This window comes from Micromonospora carbonacea, assembly GCF_014205165.1.
GTDB classification, from domain to species: domain Bacteria; phylum Actinomycetota; class Actinomycetes; order Mycobacteriales; family Micromonosporaceae; genus Micromonospora; species Micromonospora carbonacea.
In genome coordinates, this window is sequence record NZ_JACHMZ010000001.1 from 3,028,598 (window position 1) to 3,051,089 (window position 22,492).

Sequence of the window (22,492 nt, forward strand, 5' to 3'; positions counted from 1 at the left end):
GATGAATCGTCATTTCTGTCCGTTTTATGAGTGGAGTTGGCGTTGAGTGAGACCGAGCAGCCCCGCCACCGAGGGCGACGGACCCGGCGGCGCGCCAGGGCCCGGGCCCGTCGCGCCTTGCTCGCCGGCCTGGTCGTCGGTTCGCTGGCGCTGCTGAGCGTCGGCTGGGTGGGTTTCCGGGGCTGGCAGGCCCGCACCCACCTGCTCAACGCCGCGGCCCTGGCCCAGCAGCTCAGCTCCGAGGTGGTGGGAGCCGACACCGAGCGGGCCCAGCGCACCCTCTCGGCCCTGCAGGTGCAGGCCGGCGCGGCGCGGGACGCCACCGACGACCCGGGCTGGTGGGCCGGGCAGCACGCCCCGTTCGCCGGGGACGACCTGACCGCGGTGCGGCAGATCGCGGTGGCGATCGACGACCTCGCCCGGGAGGCGTTCCCCACCCTGCTGCGCACCGACCTGTCGACCCTGCTGCCCGGCAAGGGACGGCTGGACGTGCGCCGGCTGAAGGCCGTCGCGGCGGAGCTCACCGCCACCAACCAGGTGGTCCAGCGCACCCACGCCCGCCTCGCCGCCGTGGCCGGCGAAACCCTGGTCGAGCCGGTACGCGACGCCGTGGTCGAACTGCGTACGCAGCTCGACCAGCTGGCCACGCTCACCCGGGCCGCCGACGGCGCCGCCCGGCTGCTGCCGCCCCTGCTCGGCGCGGCCGGCCCGCGCAGCTACCTGATGGTGTCGCAGAACCCGGCGGAGCTGCGCGCCACCGGCGGCATGTTCGGCGCGTACGCCGTGATCGAGGCCAGGGACGGCCAGCTCCGGATGGGCACCCAGGGCACCAGCGCCCAGCTGGGCCTGTTCGACCCGCCCCTGAAGCTCAAGCCGGAGATCCGCAACCTCTACACCGACCTGCCCGGCATGTACCCGGCGGACGTCAACCTGACCCCGCACTTCCCGACCGCCGCCGCGCTGTTCCGCCAGATGTACCGCAAGCGCACCGGCGAGACCGTCGACGGCGTCCTCGCCGTCGACCCGGTGGTGCTGTCCTACCTGCTCAAGGTCACCGGCCCCGTGCCGGTGCCGGGCCACACCACCCTGGTCGGCGACAAGGCGGTGCGGACCCTGCTCTCCGACGCCTACCAGCGGATGGACGCGGAGGAGCAGGACCAGTTCTTCGCCGCCTCGGCGACCGCCGCCTTCGACACCTTCTTCACCCGCGAGGTGGACCCCCGGGCCTACCTGTCCGCGCTGGACCGGGCCATCACGGAACGGCGGGTGCTGTTCTGGAGCGCCCACCCGGAGGAACAGCGGGTCATCGAGGCCAACCGGCTCGCCGGCTCGCTGCCGGAGAAGGAGGACGTGCCCACCGTCGGCGTGTTCCTCAACGACGGCAGCGGCGCGAAGCTCGGCTACTACCTGCGGCCGGCGGCGACGCTGACCGTCGGGCAGTGCCGCCCCGACGGCCGCCGCGAGCTGCGGCTGCGCTTCACGCTGCACTCGACCGCCCCGCAGCGCGGGCTGTCGACGTCGGTGCTCGGCCTCGGCCTCGCCGGTGACCCCTACACCGCCCGCACGCTCGTCTCCGTCTACAGCCCGGCCGGCGGCGCGGTGCTGCGCACCCGGCTCGACGGCGAGGAGGTGGCCGTCGGCAGCGGCACCGAGCGCCGCCGGCAGGTCGTCGTCGCCAACGTCGAGGTGCGCCCCGGCGGCACCCGGACCGTCGAGGTCGACGTGCTGACCGGCAGGAACGGCAGTGCCAGCGACGAAGCCGAGCTCTGGCTCACCCCGACCGCCACCCCATGGACCACCCACATTGATTCCGCACCACACTGCGATTAGTAGGAGGGAACCCATCATGCGGCTATCCCGCATCATCATGGCGCTCACGATCGGCCTTGCCGTCGTGGCCGCGCCGACCGCGGCGGGGGCGGCGCAGCCGCAGCCGACACCGTCGCCGACCGGCTCACTACAGCCGACGCCGTATCCGCCACAGCCGCCGGTGCTGACGGTGAACCCGTCGACGGTCAACGTCGGCGACACGGTCACCCTCACCGGGGCCGGGTTCGGGCCGAACGAGGTCGTCGCCATCACCGTCACGATCACGCCGTTGGCCGCCGGCCTGCCCGGCGGGGCGTCGGCACAGCGCAGCGACGGCAGCACCGTGGCGATGGCGCCGGTGGCGTTCCAGGCGGCTGCCCCGACGTTCTTCACGGTCGTGACCGACTCGGCGGGGAACTTCACCACCACCTACACGCCGGACACGCCCGGGCAGTACCTGTTCACGGCGGTCGGCCAGACCACGGGCCGGACGGCGAGCGCCACGCTGACCGTGCTCCCGCGGCCCCAGCCGTCGCCGTCGCCGACGTACCACCCGACGCACAAGCCCTGGCCGCCGCACGGCAAGCTGCCCGTGACGGGCGACAACCTGGGCACCCCGCTCGCGGTCGGCGGTGGGCTCGTCGGGGTCGGTGTGGTGCTGATGCTCGCCGGCCTGGCCTGGCGTCGCCGGTCACGCTTCGGCGGGTCGACGCGCTGACCACGCTGAGCCGGGCAGTGCCCGCGCAGTGAGGACGACGGTGCCCGTCCGGGAATCCCCGGACGGGCACCGTCGTCGTGCCGTCACCTCCGCGCGTGCCGGCCGGCCTTCCGGCCGGCCCGCGCGTGCCGGTGGTCGAACAGGGCGGCGACCAGGCCCAACGAGATGATCCCCATGGCCAGCAGCAGCGCGTGCCGCACCGCCGCCGCCCAGTTGCCGTCGCTGTCGGACAGCGCCGAGAACAGCACCGAGCCGACGGCGGCGATGCCGGCCGCCGAGCCGATCCGCTGGCCGGTCTGGAGCATGCCGGCGGCGCTGCCCGCCTGCGGCACCGGCACCTGGGCCAGGGTGAGGGTCTGGTTGGGCGTGATGACCAGGCCGCTGCCCAGCCCCGCGACCAGCAGCGGCACGGCCGTCAGCAGCGGCACCGACGTGCGCGGGTCGTCGCGCAGCACGAACACCACCGCGCCCAGACCGAGCAGCACGACCAGCAGGCCGGTGGCGACCAGCGGGCGGCCGTACCGGTCGACGATCCGGCCGCCGATCGCCGACGCGGCGGCCGAGCCCAGGGCGAACGGCGTGATGGCCAGGCCCGCGACCAACGGCCGGTAGCCGAGGCCGTTCTGCAGGTAGAGCGTGAGGACGAAGAAGATCGCGGTGAACCCGCCGAAGTAGAGCAGCGCGATCAGCGAGCCCAGGGCGTACGAGCGGAAGCCGAACAGCCGCAGGTCGAACAGGGGCGGGCCGTGCCGGGCGTACCGGCGTTCCCAGAGCCCGAAGGCGGCCAGCACCGCGAGCCCGGCGGGGACCAGCAGCCACGCCCACGGGCTGTGCCACTGCTCCCGCTGCACCAGCGGCAGCAGCACGAGCACGACCCCGACGCCGAGCAGCAGCACCCCGACCGGGTCGAGCCGCCGGCCCTGCGCCGCCCCCGCGGTTTCCGCGGCCTCCGCCGGCTGCGTCGGCAGCAGCCGCCAGCCGAGGACGATCGCGACGATCCCCACCGGGACGTTGACGAAGAAGACCCACCGCCAGCCGTCCTGCTCGCCGCCCGCCTGGATCAGCAGCCCGCCGAGCAGCGGCCCGACCGCGGTGGAGACGCCGATGGTCGCGCCGAGCAGCCCGAACGGCCGGCCGCGTTCGGGGCCCCGGAAGAGCTGCTGGATCAGGCCGGTGACCTGCGGGTTGACGATCCCGGCCGCCACTCCCTGCAACAGCCGGGCGGCGACCAGCCAGCCGGGGGACCGGGACAGCCCGGCCAGGGCGCTGGTCAGCGTGAACAGGGCGATCCCGACGACGAACGCGGTGCGCCGGCCCCGGGCGTCGCCGAACCGTCCGGCCGGCACCAGCACCAGCCCGAACGTGAGGGCGTAGCCGGACAGCACCCACTGCAGGTCGCTCGGCGTCGCGCCCAGCGCGCGGTCGATCGACGGGACCGCCACGTTGACGATGCTCACGTCCAGCAGCGTCATGAACGCCGCGACCAGGCCGACCCCGAGCGCCTGCCACCGGCGTCGGTCGTCGACCCGGCCCGCCGGCCGGCTCACGCCATCTGGCGGGCGCACCAGCGCGGGCCGAAGTCCAGCCCGGCCATGGGGGAGTCCTCCCGGTGCAGGAGGTTCTTCTCCGTCAGCAGCCGCAGGGGAGCGTGCACCTCCTCCTCGGTCAGGCCCGACTCCTGCGCGATCAGGTCCGGGTAGGGCACCTGCCCGCGGACCTCAAGCGCCGCCACCGCCTCGTACACCCGCTCCTCGACCTCCGACAGACGCACCTGCTGCATGGCTTCCTCCTCGGTCACCGCCCGCGCGGCGGGCGGAGCTGCGCTGCGCGGTTACCCGCCGGTCCACCGTTGATGCCCGCCCGCGCCCCGGATTCGGCCCGCGTCGCGCCGTTGCGCCGGACGGCCCGGCGACCGGCCGTGCCCTAGGCTGCAACGGTGATCAACTGGGACCTTGTCGTCGTGGGCGGCGGCCCCGCCGGGCTCACCGCCGCCCACGTCGCGGCCACCGCCGGGCTGCGCACCCTGGTCGTCGAACGCGCCGCGCACCCCCGGTACAAGACCTGCGGCGGCGGGCTGATCGGCACCTCCCTCGCGGCCGTCGCCGGCCGGATCGACGTGCCCGCGCACGACCGGGTCGACCGGGTGACGTTCACCCGCGACGGCCGGCGCGAGTTCACCCGCCGGCACGCCGCCGGGCCGCTGATCGCGATGGTGCGCCGCGACGAGTTCGACGACCGGCTGCGGGCCGCCGCCGTCGCCGCCGGGGCGCAGCTGCGCGAGCGGGTCGCGGTCCGCGCCGTGGAACAGGACCCCGACGGGGTACGCCTGCGGCTCGCGGACGGCGACGTCGTGCACGCGCGCACGGTGATCGGGGCCGACGGCTCCTCCGGGGTGACGGCCCGGCACGTCGGCGTGCGGTACCGGCAGGTCGACCTCGGCCTGGAGCTGGAACTGCCGGTGCCCGAGGCGCAACGGCGTCGCTGGCGCGGCCGGCTGCTGCTGGACTGGGGGGCGATCCCCGGCTCCTACGCGTGGGTGTTCCCCAAGGGCGACACGTTGACCGTCGGGGTCATCGCCGGCCGGGGCGCGGGGGAGCGGACCCGGGCGTACCTGCGCGACTTCGTCGACCGGCTCGGCCTGGCCGGGGTGGACCCGGAGCACGACTCCGGGCACCTGACCCGGTGCCGGGCCGACGACTCGCCGCTGCGCCACGGCCGGCTGCTGGTGGCCGGCGACGCCGCCGGCCTGCTGGAGCCGTGGAGCCGCGAGGGCATCAGCTACGCGCTGCGCTCCGGCGCGCTCGCCGGCGCCGCCGTCGTCGACGGCGACCTGGACGGCTACCGGCGGGCCGTGGACCGGGACCTGACGCCGTCGATGCGCGCCGGGCACCGGCTGCTGGAGGTGTTCTCCCGCCAGCCGGGCGTCTTCCACGCCCTGCTGGCCACCCCGGCCGGGTGGCGGATGTTCGTCCGGTTCTGCCTGGGCCGGGCGAGCTTCGACGAGACGCTGACCCGCGCCCCGGTGCGGGCGGCGCTGGCGCTGCTGGACCGGCTCCCACCGGCCCGTCGGGTCCGCGCCGCCCCGGCCACCTCCGACTGAGCGGCGGGCGCGCAGGATGCCGCGTCGTCACCGTCCCGTACCGAATGGTGACGCGGCGCTACGATCGGGTGGCGGCGTCCCCATTGGTTCTCCCTCCCAAGGTTGGTGACGTAGTTGCCTGGCAAGAAGGCGGCCGCCCGACGACGGCCGGCGATCCGAGAGACCGAGCCGACCTCGCGCGACAGGTGGCTGTCGCGCGAGCTCGTGGCGGCGGCCGTCGCCGTCGGCGTCACCGTGGTCGGCGGGCTGGGCCTCGCCGCCGGCCAGAAGTGGCTCGGCCTCGGCGGCGACCAGCCCACGCCGTCGCCCGCGCCCAGCGGCGATCCGATCAAGATCAATAAGATCACCCTCGTGCCCAGGGACAACGACAACACCTGGGTGTTTCCCGAGGCGGTCGGCGCGCAGACCCTCGGGCAGATCGAGGACGAGTTCCAGGCGTACGAGAAGAGCAGCCACGACATCATGCGCTCCCACGGCGGCGTCGAGAACGGCGTCTCCACGGTGGAGCTGGAACTCGAGGGCAACCGCGAGAAGGCCGTGCGGCTGACCGACATCGCCATCCGCCCGCGCTGTCGTGAGCCGCTGACCGGCGGACTCTTCGACAACCGCCCGCAGGGAGCCGCGGAGACCGTCCAGGTCGGCTACGACCTCGACCGCGACCCCGTCTTCGCGCAGAAGGCCCGTACGGACGACAACGACATGCTGCCGCGGTTGACCGGCAACTACTTCGCCGACCAGAAGCACGCGCTCAAGCGGGGCGAGCAGGCCACCTTCCGGCTCTCCGCCGTGACCAGGAAGCGATACTGCGAATACACCTTCGAGCTGGAATACCTGGCCGACGGCAAGCCCGGCTCGACGACCGTCGACAACCAGGGCCAGCCGTTCCGGGTGACGGCCCTGGTCGTCCGGGGCGGCGAGGTCGACTGCTCCGCATACCGGCAGGTGTACCGGTCATCGGGGCGGGGCTGGGTCCCGGTGCCGAAGTCCTCCCCGTGCGGCGGGTGAGGAACATGAGGCGCGTCTTCCCGGCCGGGATCGTCTGCATGGCGGTCGTTCTTGCCGCCGGCACGGCCTGTGCGGCCGGGCGGACCGAGAGCGGGCCCACGAGTTCGCCGGCCGCCCCGCCGCCGAAGGACTTCCGCGTCACCCTCCTGTCGGAGCACGCGAAGTTCACCCACGGTGTCGCCCTGAGCAGCAACGGCGAACGCGCCCTCACGAGCTCCGTGGAGGAACTAGCCGACCCTCCGCACGGATCCGTGACGCTGTGGGACCTGACCGATCCGCTGAAGCCGCGCGCCACCCCGCTCGTGCCCGATCGCGGGGGCACGGCGGTCGAGGTGGCCCTCAGCGGCGACGGCAGGCGCGCGGCGACCTTCCACGCGCGGGGCGAGCTGACCCTCTGGGACCTCGCGGACCCCGCGCACCCGTCGCCCCGGAAGCTGGCCGCCAAAGGGGTGACGTCACTGGCCCTGAGCTACGACGGCCGCTACGCCATCGCCGGCGGCGACCAGGGCGTCCACTTCTGGGACCTCGCCAACCCCGACCAGGTGCGGAAGACGATGCTCCTGGGGACCGGCGACCCGACCTACTCGTACGACGTCGCACTGAGCGACGACGCGAACCGGGCTCTGGTCAACTACTGGGCCGACGATGGCGGCGGCGGCGACGGTGGCGTGATGCTCTACGACCTGTCGGACCGGTCCGAGCCGGAAGCGTACGCGCTGCTCCGCAACGGCGGATACACCTCCGCCGACGAGGTCGCCCTCAGCGGCGACGGCAACACCGCGCTCGTCGGCTACCGCCACTGGACCACCTACCACGAGTTCGTCACCTACTGGGACCTGCGCACCTGGGACAAGACCGAGCTGCGGCCGATGACCGGGTGGAAGGTCGTGCCCGGCGTCGCCGGCGGCACCACCTGGGGGTGGGACCTCGCGCTCGACCACGACGGGAAACGGGCGCTCATCACCGCACACGACGTGTACGCACCGCTGGCCGACCCGAACCCGCCGCCCTCCGAGGTGCAGTTCTGGGCACTGGACACCCTCACCGGCTTCACCCGGTTCCCGGCTCCCGGGTGAGCGGCCACCACGGCCGCCCACCCGGGGACACCCGCGCGGGCGGGAATCAGAAGACCGGCACGCCCTCGCGCACCAGCCGCCAGTTCGGCACGAAGAAGTCGGCCGGGTCGATGGTGCCCCGCTCCTGCGCCCAGTCGATGAGCAACTGCCGGATCTCCTGCTGCGCGTTGTAGACCTGCGGCTTCACGATGCCCGGGAAGTTGCCGCCGCCGCTGCGCCGGTAGTTGTTGACCGCGACGACGAACCGGGCGTCGTCGGCGACCGGGGCGCCGGCGCCGGGCAGGGCCAGGCGGGTGATCCGCTGGCCGACCGGCCGGCTGACGTCGATGTCGTAGTCGAGGCCGGAGAAGACGTCGTAGTTGTAGTCCGGCACGGCCGGGTCGCTGATCGTCGCCGGGTCCACCGGCGCGCCCACCGCGAGGGTCGTGAAGTACTTCGCCGAGTACTCCAGGTAGGCGCGGACCTCCGCGCCGGTGAGGACCACGGCCTCCAGGGTGTTGTCGTAGACGTACAGCCCGGCCACGTCGCGGATGCGCACGTCACCGGCGGGGAACACCGCCGTGCGGCTGAACGGCGCGGCGATCGACAGCACCGGCAGGGCCGCGTGCTCCGTGCCGGCCAGCGCCGCGGTGACCACCTCGGTCTGCACGTGGTTGATGAAGTCCAGGATCGGGGTGTCCCGGTAGCGCGACTCGGCCGCCGACAGCTCCACGATGGACCGGGCGACGACCGTGTTGACGTACGACACGGTCTTGGTGTGCTGGCCGCGCACGGCCGCGAGCACCGCCGGATCCTCGACCACCGTGTTGGTGTTCAGCATGGTGGCGTGCTTCGACACGACCTTCCAGCAGCCCCGCTCGCGGGAGAGGGTGAAGTCCATCCGGGTCAGCCGCTGCCCCCACTTGGACGGCTCGGAGAGCAGCACCTGCGCGCCCGTGCGCGCGTTCGTCACGAACTTCTCGACGACCTCGTTGTGCGCGTGCCCGAAGAGGATCGCGTCGATGCCCGGGACCTGCTCGGCGATCATCGCGCACGGGTTCTCGTTCGGCAGCTCCGGGCCGTAGCTGGAGGTGCCGCTGTCGCCGCCGTGCGCCGAGACGATGACGAGGTCCGCGCCGCGCGCCCGCATCACCGGCACCCACCTCGCGGCCGTCTCCACCATGTCCGCGAAGACCAGCTTGCCCTCGACGTTGCCCTTGTCCCAGATCGCCACGCCCGGGTTGGTGAGGCCGAGGATCCCGACCTTCAGCTTCGGCGCCCCGTGCCCGCCGAGCCGGACCTCCTTGATCACGTACGGCAGGTACGCCGGCTTGCCCGTCGCCGCGTTGACCGCGTTCGCGGCGAGGGCCGGGAAGCCGAGCTGGCCGATCCACTTCGCCAGCAGCGGCAGGCCGTAGTTGAACTCGTGGTTGCCCAGCGTCACCGCGTCGTACTTCAGGATGTTCATCGCGTTCGCCATCGGGTGCGTCTCACCGGTGCTGGTGATCGGCTCCTGCTTGGCGTAGTACGTCGCCAGCGGGGTGCCCTGGATCGTGTCGCCCGCGTCGAGGACCAGGGTCGCCCGGCCCGCGCGCTCGGCGCGGATCTGGTTGACCAGGGTGGCCAGCTTCGCGACGCCGACGTCGTTGTGCTTGCTGTCGTCGTACTCGGCGTCGCGGTAGTAGTCCCAGTTGTAGACGTTCCCATGGGTGTCCGAGGTGCCCAGGACGGTGAGGTCCCAGGTCTTCGGTCCCTTCGCCGTCTTCGGGTCCTTCGACCCGGCCGCCCGGGCCGGGGCGGCGGCGATCAGGGGCGCGGTCGCGGCGGCCGCCGCGACGGCCAGCACCTGGCGGCGCGAGGCGCCGGAGGAGGAGGTCATGAGGTGCCTTTCCAGAGGAAGGGATGCGCCTCGTGGGCGTCGCTGCGCACCATAACGAGCCCCCGTCACTCCCGCCACAGCGGCCCGATCTGCCGCCGGTCCGCCGGGCCCTCGCCCGGCTGCGGGCCCGGCCGCCGGACCCCGCGCGGCTGCGAGCCGGTCCGCCGGGCCCCGCCGCGGCGGGCGTCAGCGGGGCCAGTCCGCCAGCCGGGCCCGCAGCCGGGCGACCTGAGCCCCGTCCAGCCCGTACCGGGCGAAGCGACGGTCCGGCAGCCGGTCCAGGTAGTGACCGGCGGCCCGCACGTCCTGCGGATCCAACGCGGGGTCGAGCTGCCGGGCCAGGCCGAGCACCTCAGCGACCGAATAGTGGTCGAGCACCGCCGCCACGTCGATGAAGTCCCGGACCTCCCGCCGGTTGACCAGCGCCGCCGTCTTGTTGGCGACCAGGTCGCGGACGTCCATCACCGGCCCGAGGTCCATCACCACCGGGCTCCGGTTGCGGTCGAGCCGGCCCAGACTCAACCGGATCCGGCGCGGCCCCCGGCTCACCACGAAGTCCTTCATGTCCCGGTCGAACCCGGCGAACAACTCCGCGAGGTCGCTGTCCGGGTCGGCGTCGCTCACCTCGAACCCGGCGCGCTCCAACGCCGCACGCACCCCGGCCGCCGCCGCGGCCGCCGCCCCCTCGACGTCGGCGAAGAGGTCCACGTCCTCCGTCGGGCGGGAGAACAGCCCGTGCGCGGCCCAGGCGACGCCGCCGCCCAGCACGAACCGGTGCCGCCCGGCGACCGACAGGGCCAGCCGGGCGACCTCGCGGTAGAAGTCGTCCGGCGGCGCGGCCCCGGTCACGCCGCCGGCAGGGCCCGGTCGCCGGCCCGGACGGCCGGCCCGCCGCCCTCGTGGCGCAGGACCCGGTGCCGGCGTTCCCACGCCTCGCGGACCCCCCGGGGCAGGTTGAGCAGGCACCACACCTGGCGCAACAGGTGACCATTGACCAACTGGCGCAGGTCAGCCGCGCGGGTGGTCTCGCGCAGGACGTTCTCGTACATCCAGAGCAGGTCGTCCGGGTCGCCGAGGTCGAAGGTGCGGTCCGCGCTCCACATCAGGCGTACGGGCAGCTCGACGACGCCCCGGGTCGGACCCGTCAGCTCGGTCAGGGTGGCGGCGACGACAGCGGGGCGGCCCGGGCGGGCCAGGAAGGCCCCGCCGGTCGCGGTGGGGGAGACGACGCCCTGCATGGTGTCAGGGTAACGCCTGGTCGGGCCGACGCGGCACGACCGCCGCCGGACAACCCGCGCGGCGGGCCCCGCCCGAGTGCCCGAACCACCCCGTTATGCGCCGGCCTGGCCGGCTTGATCGACTTCATGTCGGGCAGATGGCGGTATCCCGGCCCGCTGATACCCCCACCTGCCCGGCATCCCGTCACGCCCCCACCGGGATGGGCGGATTGTCCGACTGTTCCAGCAGCGCCCCTCCAGCGGCTGGGGCTCGCCGGAGCAGATCACCGACCCCGAGTATGCGACGACGGCGTTCCTCAAGGGCCTCCGACAGGTCGACGGCTGGCAGGACATGGCCCTGACCGACGCCGCCCAGACGGTGCAGGTGTCGGCCTACCCCGACGCCTACGCCCAGTGGGAACAGCAGGCCGCCGACCTCGTCACCCGGCACTGGAACAACAGCTGACACCAGCACGAACGCCACCGGCCGGGCCCCGATCACAGGGGCCCGGCCGGTGGCGTCCTTGTCCCGGGAGGCAGTGACGTTCGGCGGGCTGTTGCGTTCTGTCTGGTATCGGGTCGCACCGCCTGGTCGGCCCCATGTCGGCGGGAGCGGGCTGATGTCATGTGCCGCAGTGCTGGTCTTGGGTCTCGTCGCCTGCGGCCAGTTGGCCGCCGGTCCGACCCGACCCGCCGAGCCGGTCCGACCCGAGGCGAGCGCGACGGTGTCCCGCCCGAGCGCGGGCGACGACTTCTCGTTGGCCGTGGTGCCGGGGTCGGCGTCGGTGGTGGCCGGGAACCTGGTCCAGGCCACCGTCCGGACGATCACCACGACCGGGGCGGCGCAGGCGGTCTCCCTCACGGTGGGGGGCCTGCCCGCGGGGACGGCCGCGACCGTGGAGCCGGCGGTGGTGTCCTCCGGCGGGTCGGCCGTGCTGACCGTGCGGACCTCGGTGTCCACCCGCGCCGGCACGTACGACGTGGTGGTCGCCGGCGCCGGCGCGTCGGCCCGGCACACCGTCGTCTTCCGCCTGCTGGTGCGGGCCCCGGCGGTGATCAGGGCGGCGTTCTACTATCCGTGGTTCCCGGAGGCCTGGCGGCAGCAGGGCCTGGACCCGTTCACCAACTACGTCCCGGTCCGGGGCCGGTACGCCGTCGAGGAGCCGGTGGTGCGGGCGCAGGTCGCGGACATGCGGTACGGCGGCATCACCATGGGTATCGCGTCGTGGTTCGGCCGGGGCACGGTGACGGACCGGCACTGGCCGGCGATGGTCCGGGCGGCGCAGGGCAGCGGGTTCGTCTGGGCGCCCTACTACGAGCCGGAGGGCACGTCGGACCCGACGCCCGAGCGGATCGCCGACGACCTGCACTACCTGCGGGCCACCTACGGCGGGGCGGGCTCGGCGCTGGCCGTGCTGCCGGACCGGGGGATGCCCGTCTTCGTCTACAACGCGGGGGACCTGACGACCGCGCAGGGCTGCGCCACCGTGGACCGCTGGGTCCAGGCCCAGGCGTTGCTCCAGCGGCGGTTCGGGGAGACGGTCCACGTCAACCTGAAGGTCTTTCCCGGCTACCCGGGCTGTTCCGGCACGGCGGGGGTGGCCGGGTGGCACCAGTACGGGCCGGCCCGGGCCGAGCACGACTTCAGCGGCGCCCCCGGTGAGGGGTCGTACACCGTCTCGCCGGGGTTCTGGAAGGCCGGACTGGCCTACGGCCAGTCGCCGTTCCTGTCCCGGGACCGGGCGCGCTGGCGGGCGGGGCTGGCCCGGATGAACGCCTCGGGGGCGCCCTGGCAACTCGTGACGAGTTACAACGAGTGGGGCGAGGGGACCGCGATCGAGAGTTCCCGGGCCTGCCGTGGCCCCGCCCCGGCGGGAGCGTGGTGCGACTGGAGCGGCGGCGGCCGGTCCGACTTCATCAGCGACCTGCACGACGAGTTGCCTCCCGCGAGGGACGCCGGGGCGGTCCCGGGGGCGGCGGCACCCTGACCGTCCCCGTCCCCGCGCCGCGTCGCCGAAAAGGAATCCGATTCCTTTTCGGCGACGCGGCATTTCTGTGGAAGTTGCGTGAACCGCCGCGCCGGGTGCGGGTCGCAGAAATGCGCGAACTCGTGGCCGGGCCTTTCCCGTGGGCTCGGTTTTCGTAAAGCGGACAACTGTCCGCGCATAATGGCTATGTCAATTTTTGGACTGTTCAGACATTGGACCACTCGCGGTCATTCCCCATAACCTCTCCCGTACCCGAGCGAACCTATGGGCCGGCGATTCCGTCGGCTTCGAACCGCGTACGTGAATTGTATTCCTGTGCTCTTACGTCGTTTCCCAATGACTGTGAATGGCTCCGGGCTGCTCGGGAACCGGAGGCTGGAGAGGTTTCCCATGATCGGACACGGGCCGGACGCCCGCGAACGGCAGGCCGTCGGAGAAGACGCGGTGCCGGAGCCACGCGAGCTGCGCGCCCCGGACGGTGCGCCGCCGCCCCGGCTGACCGTCATCGTGCCGACCCGCGACGAGGCGGAGAACATCCCCGTGCTGCTGGGCCGCCTCGCCCCGCTGCTGACACCCCTGCGGGCGGAGCTGCTGTTCGTCGACGACAGCGACGACGGCACCGACAAGGCGATCGCCGCGGCGTGCGCCGGGGCCCCGGTGCCCGTACGGCTGCTGCACCGGCCGCCGGAGGCACGGGCCGGTGGTCTGGGCGGGGCCGTCCTGCTCGGCGCCCGGCACGCCCGGGGCGAGTGGGTCCTGGTCATGGACGCGGACCTGCAGCACCCGCCGGAGTCGGCCGCGACCCTCGCGGCGGTGGCCATGCGGCACGACGTCGACGTCGTGATCGGCACCCGGTACGCCGGCCGGGGCTCCACCGCCGGCCTGGACGGGCCGCTGCGGGAGGCCACCTCGTCGGCGGCCACCCGGCTGGTGAAGGCCATGTTCCCGCGCCGGCTGGCGACGGTGAGCGACCCGATGAGCGGCCTCTTCGCGTTCCGGCGCGCGGCCGTGCGGCTGGACCGGATGAACCCGCTCGGCTTCAAGGTGCTGCTGGAGCTACTGGTGCGCCACCCCGGCGCGCGGGTCGCCGAGGTCGCGTACGAGATGGCGCCCCGGCACGAGGGCCGGTCCAAGGCGTCCCTGCGGGAGGGGGTGACGTTCCTGCGGCACCTGTCGCGGCTGCGCGGCCGGCGGCTGGTCGGGCAGATCCGGCGTCGCCCGCGCACCCCGGCGGACCGGCTGCGCCAGCTCGTCCGGATGGTCTGCTTCGGGCTGGTCGGGCTCTCTGGCATGGCGGTGAACACCGCGGCGCTCTGGTTCTTCTACGAACCCGCCAGGCTGCATCACCTCCTGGGCGCGGCGCTGGCCACCCAGCTGTCGACCTCGTGGAACTTCCTGCTGGTGGACAACCTGATCTACCGGCGCACCCGGGTCGGTTCCCTGCCGGCCCGGGCGGTGCGGTTCTTCCTGCTCAACAACGTCCTGCTGCTGTTGCGGCTGCCCGTGTTGCAGGCCCTGGTGTTCGCGGGCGTCGGGGTGCTGGTGGCGAACGCGGCCACCCTGGCGGCGCTGTTCCTGGTCCGTTTCCTGGTCAACGACCAGGTCATCTACGCGGCGCTGGACCGCGGCCGGCGCGACCCGGTCCGGCTGCTGATCGCCTCCGGCGCCGCCGAGGCGGTCACCCCGCCGTCGCGCCGGCGCTACCAGTACCTCAAGTACCGCTACGACGTGGCCGGGGTGGTGACCATCGGGTCCCAGATCATGCTGCCCGAGCTGGAGTTCTTCCGGGCCCAGTGGGTCGCCGACGCCGACGTGGACATCGCGGTGCGGGTCAGCGACGTCGGCGGGCGGGGCCCGCAGCGCCGCGCCGCGCTGACCCAGTACGCCGACCGCTCGGTGCTGCGCTACGAGGAGCAGCTCGGGCGGCTGGGCGCGAACTTCCGCATCCAGCTCGGCTCGCCCATCGAGATCCAGGTCGGCCCGCTGCTGGCCCGGTCCCCGCACGTGGTCTACACGAACATCGTCGAGGCGCTGCTGCGGTTCGTGATGGTCGCCCGGGGCCACATGCTGCTGCACTCGGCCTGCGTGACCCTCGACGGGGTCGGGGTGATGCTCTCCGCGCTCACCGACACCGGCAAGACCGCGACCGTGCTGCGCCTGCTGCGCGACCACGGCGGGCTGTTCCTCTCCGACGACATGACGATCGTGCGGCCCGACGGCACCGCGACCTGCTTCCCGAAGCCGTTGACCATCAGCGCGCACACCCTGCGGGCCGTGCAGGCGCAGGACCTGACGCCCCGGGAGTGGCGGCGGTTGCAGTGGCAGAGCCGCCTGCACTCCAAGGGGGGCCGGTCGCTGGCGCTGGCCCTGGCCCGGTTCAACCTGCCGATCATGGGCATCAACGCCGTCACCCAGCTGCTGGTGCCGCCGCCCAAGTACAGCGTCGACCGGCTGGTGCCGTGCCGCATCGGCACCACCACCCGGGTCGAGGAGCTCTTCGTCATCGAGCGCGGCCGGCCCGCGACGAGCGAACTCGGCCACGACGAGACGGTGACCCGGATGATCCGCAACACCGACGACGCGTACGGCTTCCCGCCCTTCCGGTATCTCGCGCCGTCGCTGGCCATCGACGGCCTGCACTACCCGGAGCTGCGCCTGCGGGAGCGGGAGATCCTGGCCGGCTTCCTGTCCCGGGTCCGCAGCCGGGTGCTCGTCTCCGACCGGTTCGGCTGGGCCGACGACATCCCCCGGCTGCTGCGCGGCGAGCGCGGCGCGGCGGCGGCCCCCGTCGTGCCCGCCCAGGGGTGGCCGCGCTGGAGCGGGGACCTGACGGTCGCCGGGGAGCCCGCGTGAGCCAGCCGGGCACGGCCACGGCCGTCGTGCCGGGCCAGCGCCGGGACCACCCGGACGGCCCGGTCCGCCGCGGGTTCCCGCCGCCGGCGGGGTGGCTGCCGGCCCTGACGCGTCGGCGGTGGGCGGTGGCCGCCGCGCTGGCCGCGATCGGCGGGCTGGCCCTGCTCGTCCGGTCCTGGCGGATCGACCTCTTCGGCTTCAACAGCGACGAGGTGGTGTACGCGGGGCAGGCCGCCTCCCTGGCCGGCAACCCCGGATACACGGACCTGTTCCCGGTGTTCCGGGCGCACCCGATGCTGTTCCAGGCGGTGTTGTCGCCGCTGCTGCGGTCCGGCGAGGTGGGCACGGGGGGCCGGTGGGTCGTCGCGGTGATCGGGGTGCTCACCGTCCTGGCGGTGTACCCGCTCGGGGCCCGCCTCTACGGCCGGCGCGTCGGGCTGCTCGCCGCGCTGCTGCTCGCGGTCATGCCGTACCACGTGATCGTGACCCGGCAGATCCTGCTGGACGGGCCGATGGTGCTGCTCAGCACGCTGACGCTCTACTGCCTGGTCCGCTACGTCCAACGGCAGGAGCTGGCCTGGTACCTGGCCACCGCCGGGATGCTCGGGCTCACCATGCTGGCGAAGGAGACCAGCGTCGTGCTGGCCGGCAGCGTCTACGCGTTCCTGGCGCTGACCCCGCGCGTGCGGCGGCCGGTGCGGGCCACCCTGCTGGTCCTGCCGGCGCTGGCCGTGGTCTTCGCGGCGCACCCCGTCTCCCAGGCCCTCGCCGGCGGGTCGAACAGCGGCCGCAACTACCTGGTGTGGCAGCTGTTCCGCCGGCCCAACCATCCCATGTCGTTCTACCTGGAGACCGTGCCGACGGCGACGGGCGTGCTGCTGCTCGCCGCCGCGGCGGGCGGCCTCTGGTGGGCCCGCAGGCGCAACGGCTGGCGGGAGACGCTGCTGCTGTCGTGGATCGCCGTGCCGGTGGTGTTCTTCCAGCTCTGGCCGGTCAAGGGCTTCCAGTACCTGCTGCCGGTGGCGGTGCCGGCGGCGCTGCTCGCCGCGCGGGCCCTGGTCCTGCTGCCGGTGCCGGCGCGGCTGCGCTGGCCCGGCCGGGACGGTCCCGCCCGCGCGGTGCCGGCCCGCGCCGGCCGGGCGGTGCGGCTGGCCGCCGTCGTCCTGGTCGTCTCGACCCTGGCGGCCTCGTCCTGGGACGCGGTCAGCCACCAGGGCCGCTCGACGTTCCTCGCCGGCTCCGGCGGGGTGCCGGGCGGCCGGGAGGCGGGACGCTGGATCACCGAGCACACCCCGGACGGCTCGGTGATCCTCACGCTGGGTCCCTCCATGTCGAACATCGTGCGGTTCTACAGCCGGCGGCAGAGCTACGGCCTGTCGGTGAGCCCGAACCCGCTGCACCGCAACCCGTCCTACGTGCCGCTGAACAACCCGGACGGGTGGCTGCGCAACAACAATCTGCACTACGTCGTGTGGGACTCGTTCTCCGCGCGGCGGTCCCCCTTCTTCGCCGACCGGCTGATGACGCTCGTCCGCCGGTACCACGGCCGGGTCGTGCACACCGAGTACGTCGGGACCGCCGACGCCTCGGGTCGCGTGACGCCGGTGCCCGTGGTGGTCGTCTACGAGGTGCGTCCATGATCCGTCCGACCCCCGTCCACCCGTCCGCCGCCGTGCCGCGGCGGGCCCGCCGGACGCCGTTCGTCGCCGTGCTGGCGGGCCTGGCCCTGGCGGCCTGGCCGTCGGTGGCGCTGGCCCAGGCCGCACCGGTCCCGTCAGCTCCGGTCCCGTCAGCCCCGACCCCGGGCGCACCGGCCCCGGCGGCCCCCCGCACGACCACGCCCGTCGAGCACTTCGTCTTCCTCATGCAGGAGAACCACACCTTCGACAACTACTTCGGCACCCGGCCCGGCGTCGACGGGTACCCGAAGGACGTCTGCATGCCGGTGCGGCGGGGCGTGCCGGAGCCCTGCGTCACCCCGTTCCACATCGGCAAGCTCGGCGCGATCGACCTGGACCACTCCGCCGAGGCGTTCCGCACCCAGTTCAACGGCGGCCGGATGGACGGCTTCGTCGAGGGGGTGAGCAAGCAGGGCAAGGACGGCCGGATGGCGATGGCCTACTACGACGAGCGGGACCTGCCCTACTACTGGAACATCGCCGACGAGTACGTGCTGTTCGACCGCTTCTTCAGCTCCTCCAACTCCGGCAGCATCCGCAACCACATGTACCGGGTGACCGGCGGGCCGGGGGCCGCCGGCAAGGCGGAGACCATCCCGGCGCAGGGCTGGGGGGACATCCCCACCATCTTCGACCGGCTGGAGGCGGCCGGGATCAGCTGGAAGTTCTACGTGCAGAACTACGACCCGACGATCACCTTCCGGTCCCGGGTGGAGGAGGAGAACATCGACCGGGGCGCGCAGGTGATCTGGGTGCCCCTGCTCGCGTACGCCCGCTACGTCGACGACCCCCGGCTGTCCAGCAGGATCGTCGACCTGGACGAGTACTACGCCGACGCCGCCCGGGGCGACCTGCCCGCCGTGTCCTTCATCGCCCCGGCGGGCAACAGCGAACACCCGCCCGGCAACATCGGCTCCGGTCAGAACCTCGTCCGGGCGCTGCTCACCCAGCTCATGCGCTCCCCGGACTGGCCGTCCTCGGCGTTCCTGTGGTCCTACGACGACTGGGGCGGCTGGTACGACCACGTCACCCCGCCCCAGGTCGACCGCTACGGCTACGGCTTCCGCGTGCCCGCGCTGCTGGTCAGCCCGTACGCCCGCCGGGGGTACGTCGACTCGACCACCCTCGACTTCACCTCCGCCCTGAAGTTCATCGAGGTCAACTGGGGGGTGCAGCCGCTGGCCAGCCGGGACGCGAAGGCGCAGACGTTCCTGGGCGCGTTCGACTTCGACGCGCCGCCGCGCCCCGGAGTGCTGCTCAGCGCCGAGCGGGTGCCGGTGGCGGTGCACCGCCCCGACCCCCGGCCGGTCTACGGCTCGTACGCCGTCGCGGTCGGCCTGGTCGCGGCGCTGGTCACGACGGCGGCGCTGCGCGGCCGGCGGAGGCACCGGTGACCGCCCGGCGGCTGCTGCCGCTGCTGCTGGGTGTGTTGGCGGCGGTGCTCCTGCCGACGCCCGCCGTGGCCGCGCCCGCCTCCGCGCTGCCCGGCACCTTGAAGATCCAGATGGTGCCGCCGATCAGGGGCGTGGTCGTCACGGTCGACGGCAACACGGCCCGCTCCGACCCCAAGGGGCTGCTGCGCGTGCGGGTGCGCAACTTCACCGGCCTGGACCAGCGGTTCACGGTGGTGCCCACCGAGGTGGGCCCCGACCGCCGGGTGCTGCTCGACCGGTTCCGGGGCAGCCTCGACCACGGGGTGCACAGCCGCACCGTCGAGGTGGGGCTGCGCACGCAGCGCCGCGTCACGTGGCGCTACGCCGACCGCGACGGCGCGCCGGTCCCCGTCGAGCGGGTGACCGAGATGCGGCTGCGCAGCAACACCGGCGAGGTGATCGAGCTGACCGGGGCTGACCTGAACCGGCCGCTCTGGGTCGCCGAGAGCCGCACCCAGCAGGGCCCCCGGGGGCTGGCCTCCAAGCAGCTCTACTACGTCGTCGACACCGTCATGGTCGACGGCACCTCCGTGGTGAACCGGGCGGGCCACAAGTTCGTCCCGTGGGAACGCCAGGACTGGCTGATCGAGCTGCTCTTCTTCAAGGTGTCCTTCACCGCCGACGACATGTTCTTCGCCCGGCGGGCCGGCGACGGCATCCGGCTCACCCGCGCCGACGGGCGCGTGCAGCGGCTGCCGTTCGCCGCCGACGGCACCGTCCTGGTGCCCGACCTGCCCCGGGGCACCTACACGGTGACCGTGCTGGGCGGCGGGGTCTCCTTCGGGCGGCCGGTGAGCATCAGCCGCGACCAGCAGGTGACGCTCAGCGTGATCAGCCCGGTCGACCTCGCGCTGGTGGTGCTCGGCGTGCTCGGGGTGGCGGTCGGCCTGGTCCTGGCCGGCCGGCCGGCGCTGCGGCGGCGGCTGCGGGTCCGGCTGCCCCGCCGGGCGCGCGCGGCGCACCAGCGGACCGGCCGGTGGCGGCGGCCGCTGCGGCTCGGGCTGGGGTCCGTCCTGGCGGCGCTGCTGGTGGCCGCCGTCGTCGGGGTGGTCGTGTCGCGGCCCGCCCGGGCGGCGGACGGCCCCGCGCCGGCCCCGTCCGCCGCCCCGGTGCCCGTGTTCGCCCATTACTACATCTGGTTCAACCCGACCTCGTGGAACCGGGCGAAGGTCGACTATCCGCAGCTCGGGCGGTATTCCAGCGACGACACCGAGATCATGCGGCGGCACGTGCGGATGGCGAAGGCGGCCGGGGTGACCGGCTTCCTGGTCTCCTGGAAGCACACCCCGCAGCTCGACGACCGGTTGGCCAAGCTGGTCGAGGTGGCCCGGGCGGAGGACTTCCGGCTCGGCATCGTCTACCAGGGGCTCGACTTCAGCCGCAAGCCCCTGCCCCTGGCCACCGTCCGCGCCGACCTCGACCTCTTCGCCACCCGCTACGCCACCGACGCGGTCTTCGACGTCTTCGACAAGCCGGTGGTGATCTGGAACGGCAGCGACCGGTTCACCGCCGCCGAGGTCGCCGGCACCGTCCGCACCGCACGGCAGCGGCTGCTGGTCCTCGGCGCCGCCAAGTCCACCGAGGAGGTCGCGGCGTACGGCACGGCGCTCGACGGCCACGCGTACTACTGGTCGTCGGGTGATCCCGTCGACGGCCGCACCCAGAACCGGCTGGCGGCGATGTCCCGGGCGGTGCACCTGCACGGCGGGCTGTGGATCGCCCCGGTCGCCCCCGGGTACGACGCCCGCCAGCTCGGCGGGCAGCGGGAGGTCGCCCGCCGCGACGGCGAGACGCTGCGGGCGTCCTTCGCGGCCGCGCGGCTGTCCCAACCCGACGCGCTCGGCGTGATCAGCTGGAACGAGTTCAGCGAGAACACCCATATCGAGCCGAGCGAGCGGTTCGGCGTGAGATACCTGGAGGTGCTGGCGGAGCTGCTGGGCGTCGACGTCGACGACGACGTGGCGATGGACAGCCAGCAGGAGCACGACGACCACTGGGGCCTGCCCGCCTGGGGTGCCGTGGTGGCCAGCGGCGGCGTTCTCGCCGTGCTGCCGCTGTGGGTGTTCCTCCGCCGCCGGCGCTCGCCGGACGGCGCGGCGCCACCGGCGCAGCGCGGCGCCGACCACGACGTGGAGGCGCCTGTGGACAACTGACGGGGCGGCGTCCCGCCCCGGGCGTCGCCCCGACCTCGTGTTCGGGGCTGGAGGAGTCATGACCACACCACACCGCAGGACCGCGGGCCGCGCGGCGGCGGTCCTGCTGTTGGCGGGCGCGGCCCTGGCGGGGCCCGCCGCGCCGGCCGCGGCGGCGACCCTGCCCCCGGTGGCCGACGCCACCGTGGACGCGTCCCGTCCCACTCGCAACGAGGGCGGGGCCGCCTCGCTGCGGGTCGACGCCTCGCCGCGCCAGGTCGCGTACCTGCGCTTCGACGTCACCGGCGCCGGGGCGGAGCCGTCGGCGGTGCTGCGGCTGTACGCCGAGACCGCGAGCAGCACCGGGCTGAGCGTGCACGGCGTCTCCGACGACGACTGGCGGGAGGACACGCTGACCTACCAGAACGCGCCGCCGATCGGCCCCGCCGTCGCCGCCAGCGGACCGAGCGCCGCCGACACCTGGCTCTCGGTCGACGTGTCGTCGCTGGTCACCGGGGACGGCCCGGTGACCCTGGCGCTCACCACGACCAACGACACCGGCTTCCGGCTCACCAGTCGCGAGGGCACCGGGACCCGCCGGCCGCAACTGATCGTCCCCGCGCCGCCGAACCCGTCGCCGTACACGATCAGCCGCCTCGGGGCCACCACCTACAGCGCCGCGTCCGAGGTGACGGGGCAGACCTGGACGGGCAGCCTCAAGAGCGTGGTGGAGAGCGCGGCGGCGGACCTGCACCGGCTCGGCGGCGGCACGATCGCGTTCACCGCCGGCACGTTCGACCTGGGCACGGAGTTCTTCAAGCTGGAGGGCCTGCGCAACGTCACCTTCGCCGGGGCGGGGATGGACCTGACGCTGATCCGCAACTCCAGCTCCGCCGCCGCGGACACCGAGCCGTTCAACACCAAGGGGCTGGACCGCGGGGTGGTCCGCGACCTCACCGTGTCGGCCGGCGGCCCGCCCCGCACCACCAGCGACGCCCTCGACTTCGACGACGGCAACAACATGCTGGTGGAGCGGGTGCGGGTGACCGCTTCGCGGGGTCGGGGCATCGTCTTCGACGGCAAGAACCAGACCTGGACCTCGATGGGCAACACGGTGCGCGACTGCCAGGTCAGCGGCGCCGCCAGCGACGGCATCGAGCTGCTGGCGACCAGCGGGGACACCGTCACCGGCTGCGTGATCACCGACGTGGGCGGGCACGGGGTGCAGATCAACCGGTCCTCGCCGACCGCCGACCAGCCCAACAAGACCGCCGACGACAACGTCGTCAGCGGCAACCGGATCGACCAGGCCGGCCAGGACGGGATCAACGTTGACGGCGGCAACGACAACCACATCGTCGACAACCACATCACCAACAGCGCCGACGACACCGCCGGCCGCGACGGCATCCGGATCACCACGGCGACGGCCGTGCCCTGCTCCGGCAACGTCGTCAGCGGCGACGTGGCCACCGACTCGCAGGCCGTGAAGACCCAGCGGTACGGCCTGAACATCGCCTCGGCGGGCTGCGTGGCGACGGTCGTGGGGCCGGGCAACAACCTCACCGGCAATCTGTCGGGGGCGATCCGGGACGCCGGCACCGGGACGGTCTTCCGGTAGCCC

The 22,492-nt window shown here is 73.6% G+C and carries 16 protein-coding genes and 1 pseudogene; 12 read left to right on the plus strand and 5 right to left on the minus strand.

Annotated features, from left to right (window positions below; translation table 11 throughout):
- The first annotated feature begins 42 nt into the window (after nucleotides 1–42).
- Entirely contained in the window at nucleotides 43–1,830 is a 1,788-nt protein-coding gene (locus HDA31_RS13155) for a DUF4012 domain-containing protein (RefSeq protein ID WP_178065288.1), read from the plus strand.
- A 16-nt stretch (nucleotides 1,831–1,846) separates the two neighbouring features.
- Nucleotides 1,847–2,527, plus strand: a complete 681-nt coding sequence (locus HDA31_RS13160) for a hypothetical protein (protein WP_178065289.1) — start codon at nucleotides 1,847–1,849, stop codon at nucleotides 2,525–2,527.
- A gap of 83 nt (nucleotides 2,528–2,610) precedes the next feature.
- Here the strand turns inward: HDA31_RS13160 and HDA31_RS13165 are convergent, their stop codons facing one another.
- Nucleotides 2,611–4,074, minus strand: coding sequence for an MFS transporter (locus HDA31_RS13165; RefSeq protein ID WP_311774354.1), 1,464 nt, complete (start codon nucleotides 4,072–4,074; stop codon nucleotides 2,611–2,613).
- Nucleotides 4,071–4,307: a hypothetical protein gene (locus HDA31_RS13170; protein WP_074477385.1), complete on the minus strand. Its 237-nt coding sequence runs from the start codon at nucleotides 4,305–4,307 to the stop codon at nucleotides 4,071–4,073. The genes HDA31_RS13165 and HDA31_RS13170 overlap by 4 nt, the downstream gene beginning before the upstream one ends.
- Before the next feature lie 156 nt (nucleotides 4,308–4,463).
- Here HDA31_RS13170 and HDA31_RS13175 point away from each other — a divergent pair, with 156 nt between their 5' ends.
- From HDA31_RS13175 to HDA31_RS13185, 3 genes are all read left to right on the plus strand, one after another.
- A complete protein-coding gene (locus HDA31_RS13175; RefSeq protein ID WP_178065290.1) occupies nucleotides 4,464–5,627 on the plus strand; it encodes a geranylgeranyl reductase family protein in 1,164 nt (387 codons plus the stop codon).
- 114 nt (nucleotides 5,628–5,741) lie between these two features.
- On the plus strand, nucleotides 5,742–6,632 hold the full coding sequence (locus HDA31_RS13180) for a hypothetical protein (RefSeq protein WP_178065291.1): 891 nt from the start codon (nucleotides 5,742–5,744) through the stop codon (nucleotides 6,630–6,632).
- A 38-nt stretch (nucleotides 6,633–6,670) separates the two neighbouring features.
- Nucleotides 6,671–7,708 carry a WD40 repeat domain-containing protein gene (locus tag HDA31_RS13185; protein WP_219824913.1) on the plus strand — a complete coding sequence of 346 codons (1,038 nt, stop codon included), beginning with the start codon at nucleotides 6,671–6,673 and terminating at the stop codon, nucleotides 7,706–7,708.
- 46 nt (nucleotides 7,709–7,754) lie between these two features.
- Here the strand turns inward: HDA31_RS13185 and HDA31_RS13190 are convergent, their stop codons facing one another.
- From HDA31_RS13190 to HDA31_RS13200, 3 genes are all read right to left on the minus strand, one after another.
- Complete coding sequence (locus HDA31_RS13190; protein WP_178065293.1) at nucleotides 7,755–9,566, minus strand: bifunctional metallophosphatase/5'-nucleotidase; 1,812 nt, start codon at nucleotides 9,564–9,566, stop codon at nucleotides 7,755–7,757.
- A gap of 186 nt (nucleotides 9,567–9,752) precedes the next feature.
- The gene (locus HDA31_RS13195; RefSeq protein ID WP_246383925.1) at nucleotides 9,753–10,415 is read right to left on the minus strand and encodes a nucleotidyl transferase AbiEii/AbiGii toxin family protein; all 663 of its coding nucleotides are present in this window, start codon (nucleotides 10,413–10,415) and stop codon (nucleotides 9,753–9,755) included.
- Nucleotides 10,412–10,804, minus strand: a complete 393-nt coding sequence (locus HDA31_RS13200) for a hypothetical protein (RefSeq protein ID WP_074477329.1) — start codon at nucleotides 10,802–10,804, stop codon at nucleotides 10,412–10,414. The genes HDA31_RS13195 and HDA31_RS13200 overlap by 4 nt, the downstream gene beginning before the upstream one ends.
- A gap of 217 nt (nucleotides 10,805–11,021) precedes the next feature.
- Here HDA31_RS13200 and HDA31_RS13205 point away from each other — a divergent pair.
- The 7 genes and pseudogenes from HDA31_RS13205 to HDA31_RS13235 all read left to right on the plus strand — a co-directional run.
- Nucleotides 11,022–11,249: pseudogene (locus tag HDA31_RS13205) on the plus strand (hypothetical protein); the annotation flags it as partial.
- A 154-nt stretch (nucleotides 11,250–11,403) separates the two neighbouring features.
- The gene (locus tag HDA31_RS13210; protein WP_178065294.1) at nucleotides 11,404–12,771 is read left to right on the plus strand and encodes a glycoside hydrolase family 71/99 protein; all 1,368 of its coding nucleotides are present in this window, start codon (nucleotides 11,404–11,406) and stop codon (nucleotides 12,769–12,771) included.
- Nucleotides 12,772–13,161: 390 nt separating this feature from the next.
- Entirely contained in the window at nucleotides 13,162–15,624 is a 2,463-nt protein-coding gene (locus HDA31_RS13215) for a glycosyltransferase (protein WP_219824914.1), read from the plus strand.
- Nucleotides 15,621–17,264 carry a glycosyltransferase family 39 protein gene (locus tag HDA31_RS13220; RefSeq protein WP_178065296.1) on the plus strand — a complete coding sequence of 548 codons (1,644 nt, stop codon included), beginning with the start codon at nucleotides 15,621–15,623 and terminating at the stop codon, nucleotides 17,262–17,264. The genes HDA31_RS13215 and HDA31_RS13220 overlap by 4 nt, the downstream gene beginning before the upstream one ends.
- Nucleotides 17,261–18,697: an alkaline phosphatase family protein gene (locus HDA31_RS13225; RefSeq protein WP_178065297.1), complete on the plus strand. Its 1,437-nt coding sequence runs from the start codon at nucleotides 17,261–17,263 to the stop codon at nucleotides 18,695–18,697. Before HDA31_RS13220 ends, HDA31_RS13225 begins: the two co-directional genes overlap by 4 nt.
- Nucleotides 18,694–20,889, plus strand: a complete 2,196-nt coding sequence (locus HDA31_RS32955) for a glycoside hydrolase family 71/99 protein (protein ID WP_178065298.1) — start codon at nucleotides 18,694–18,696, stop codon at nucleotides 20,887–20,889. Before HDA31_RS13225 ends, HDA31_RS32955 begins: the two co-directional genes overlap by 4 nt.
- Nucleotides 20,890–20,947: 58 nt before the next feature.
- Nucleotides 20,948–22,489 (plus strand): right-handed parallel beta-helix repeat-containing protein, encoded by a 1,542-nt coding sequence (locus tag HDA31_RS13235; protein WP_178065299.1) that lies wholly within the window; start codon nucleotides 20,948–20,950, stop codon nucleotides 22,487–22,489.
- The last annotated feature ends 3 nt before the right edge of the window (nucleotides 22,490–22,492 follow it).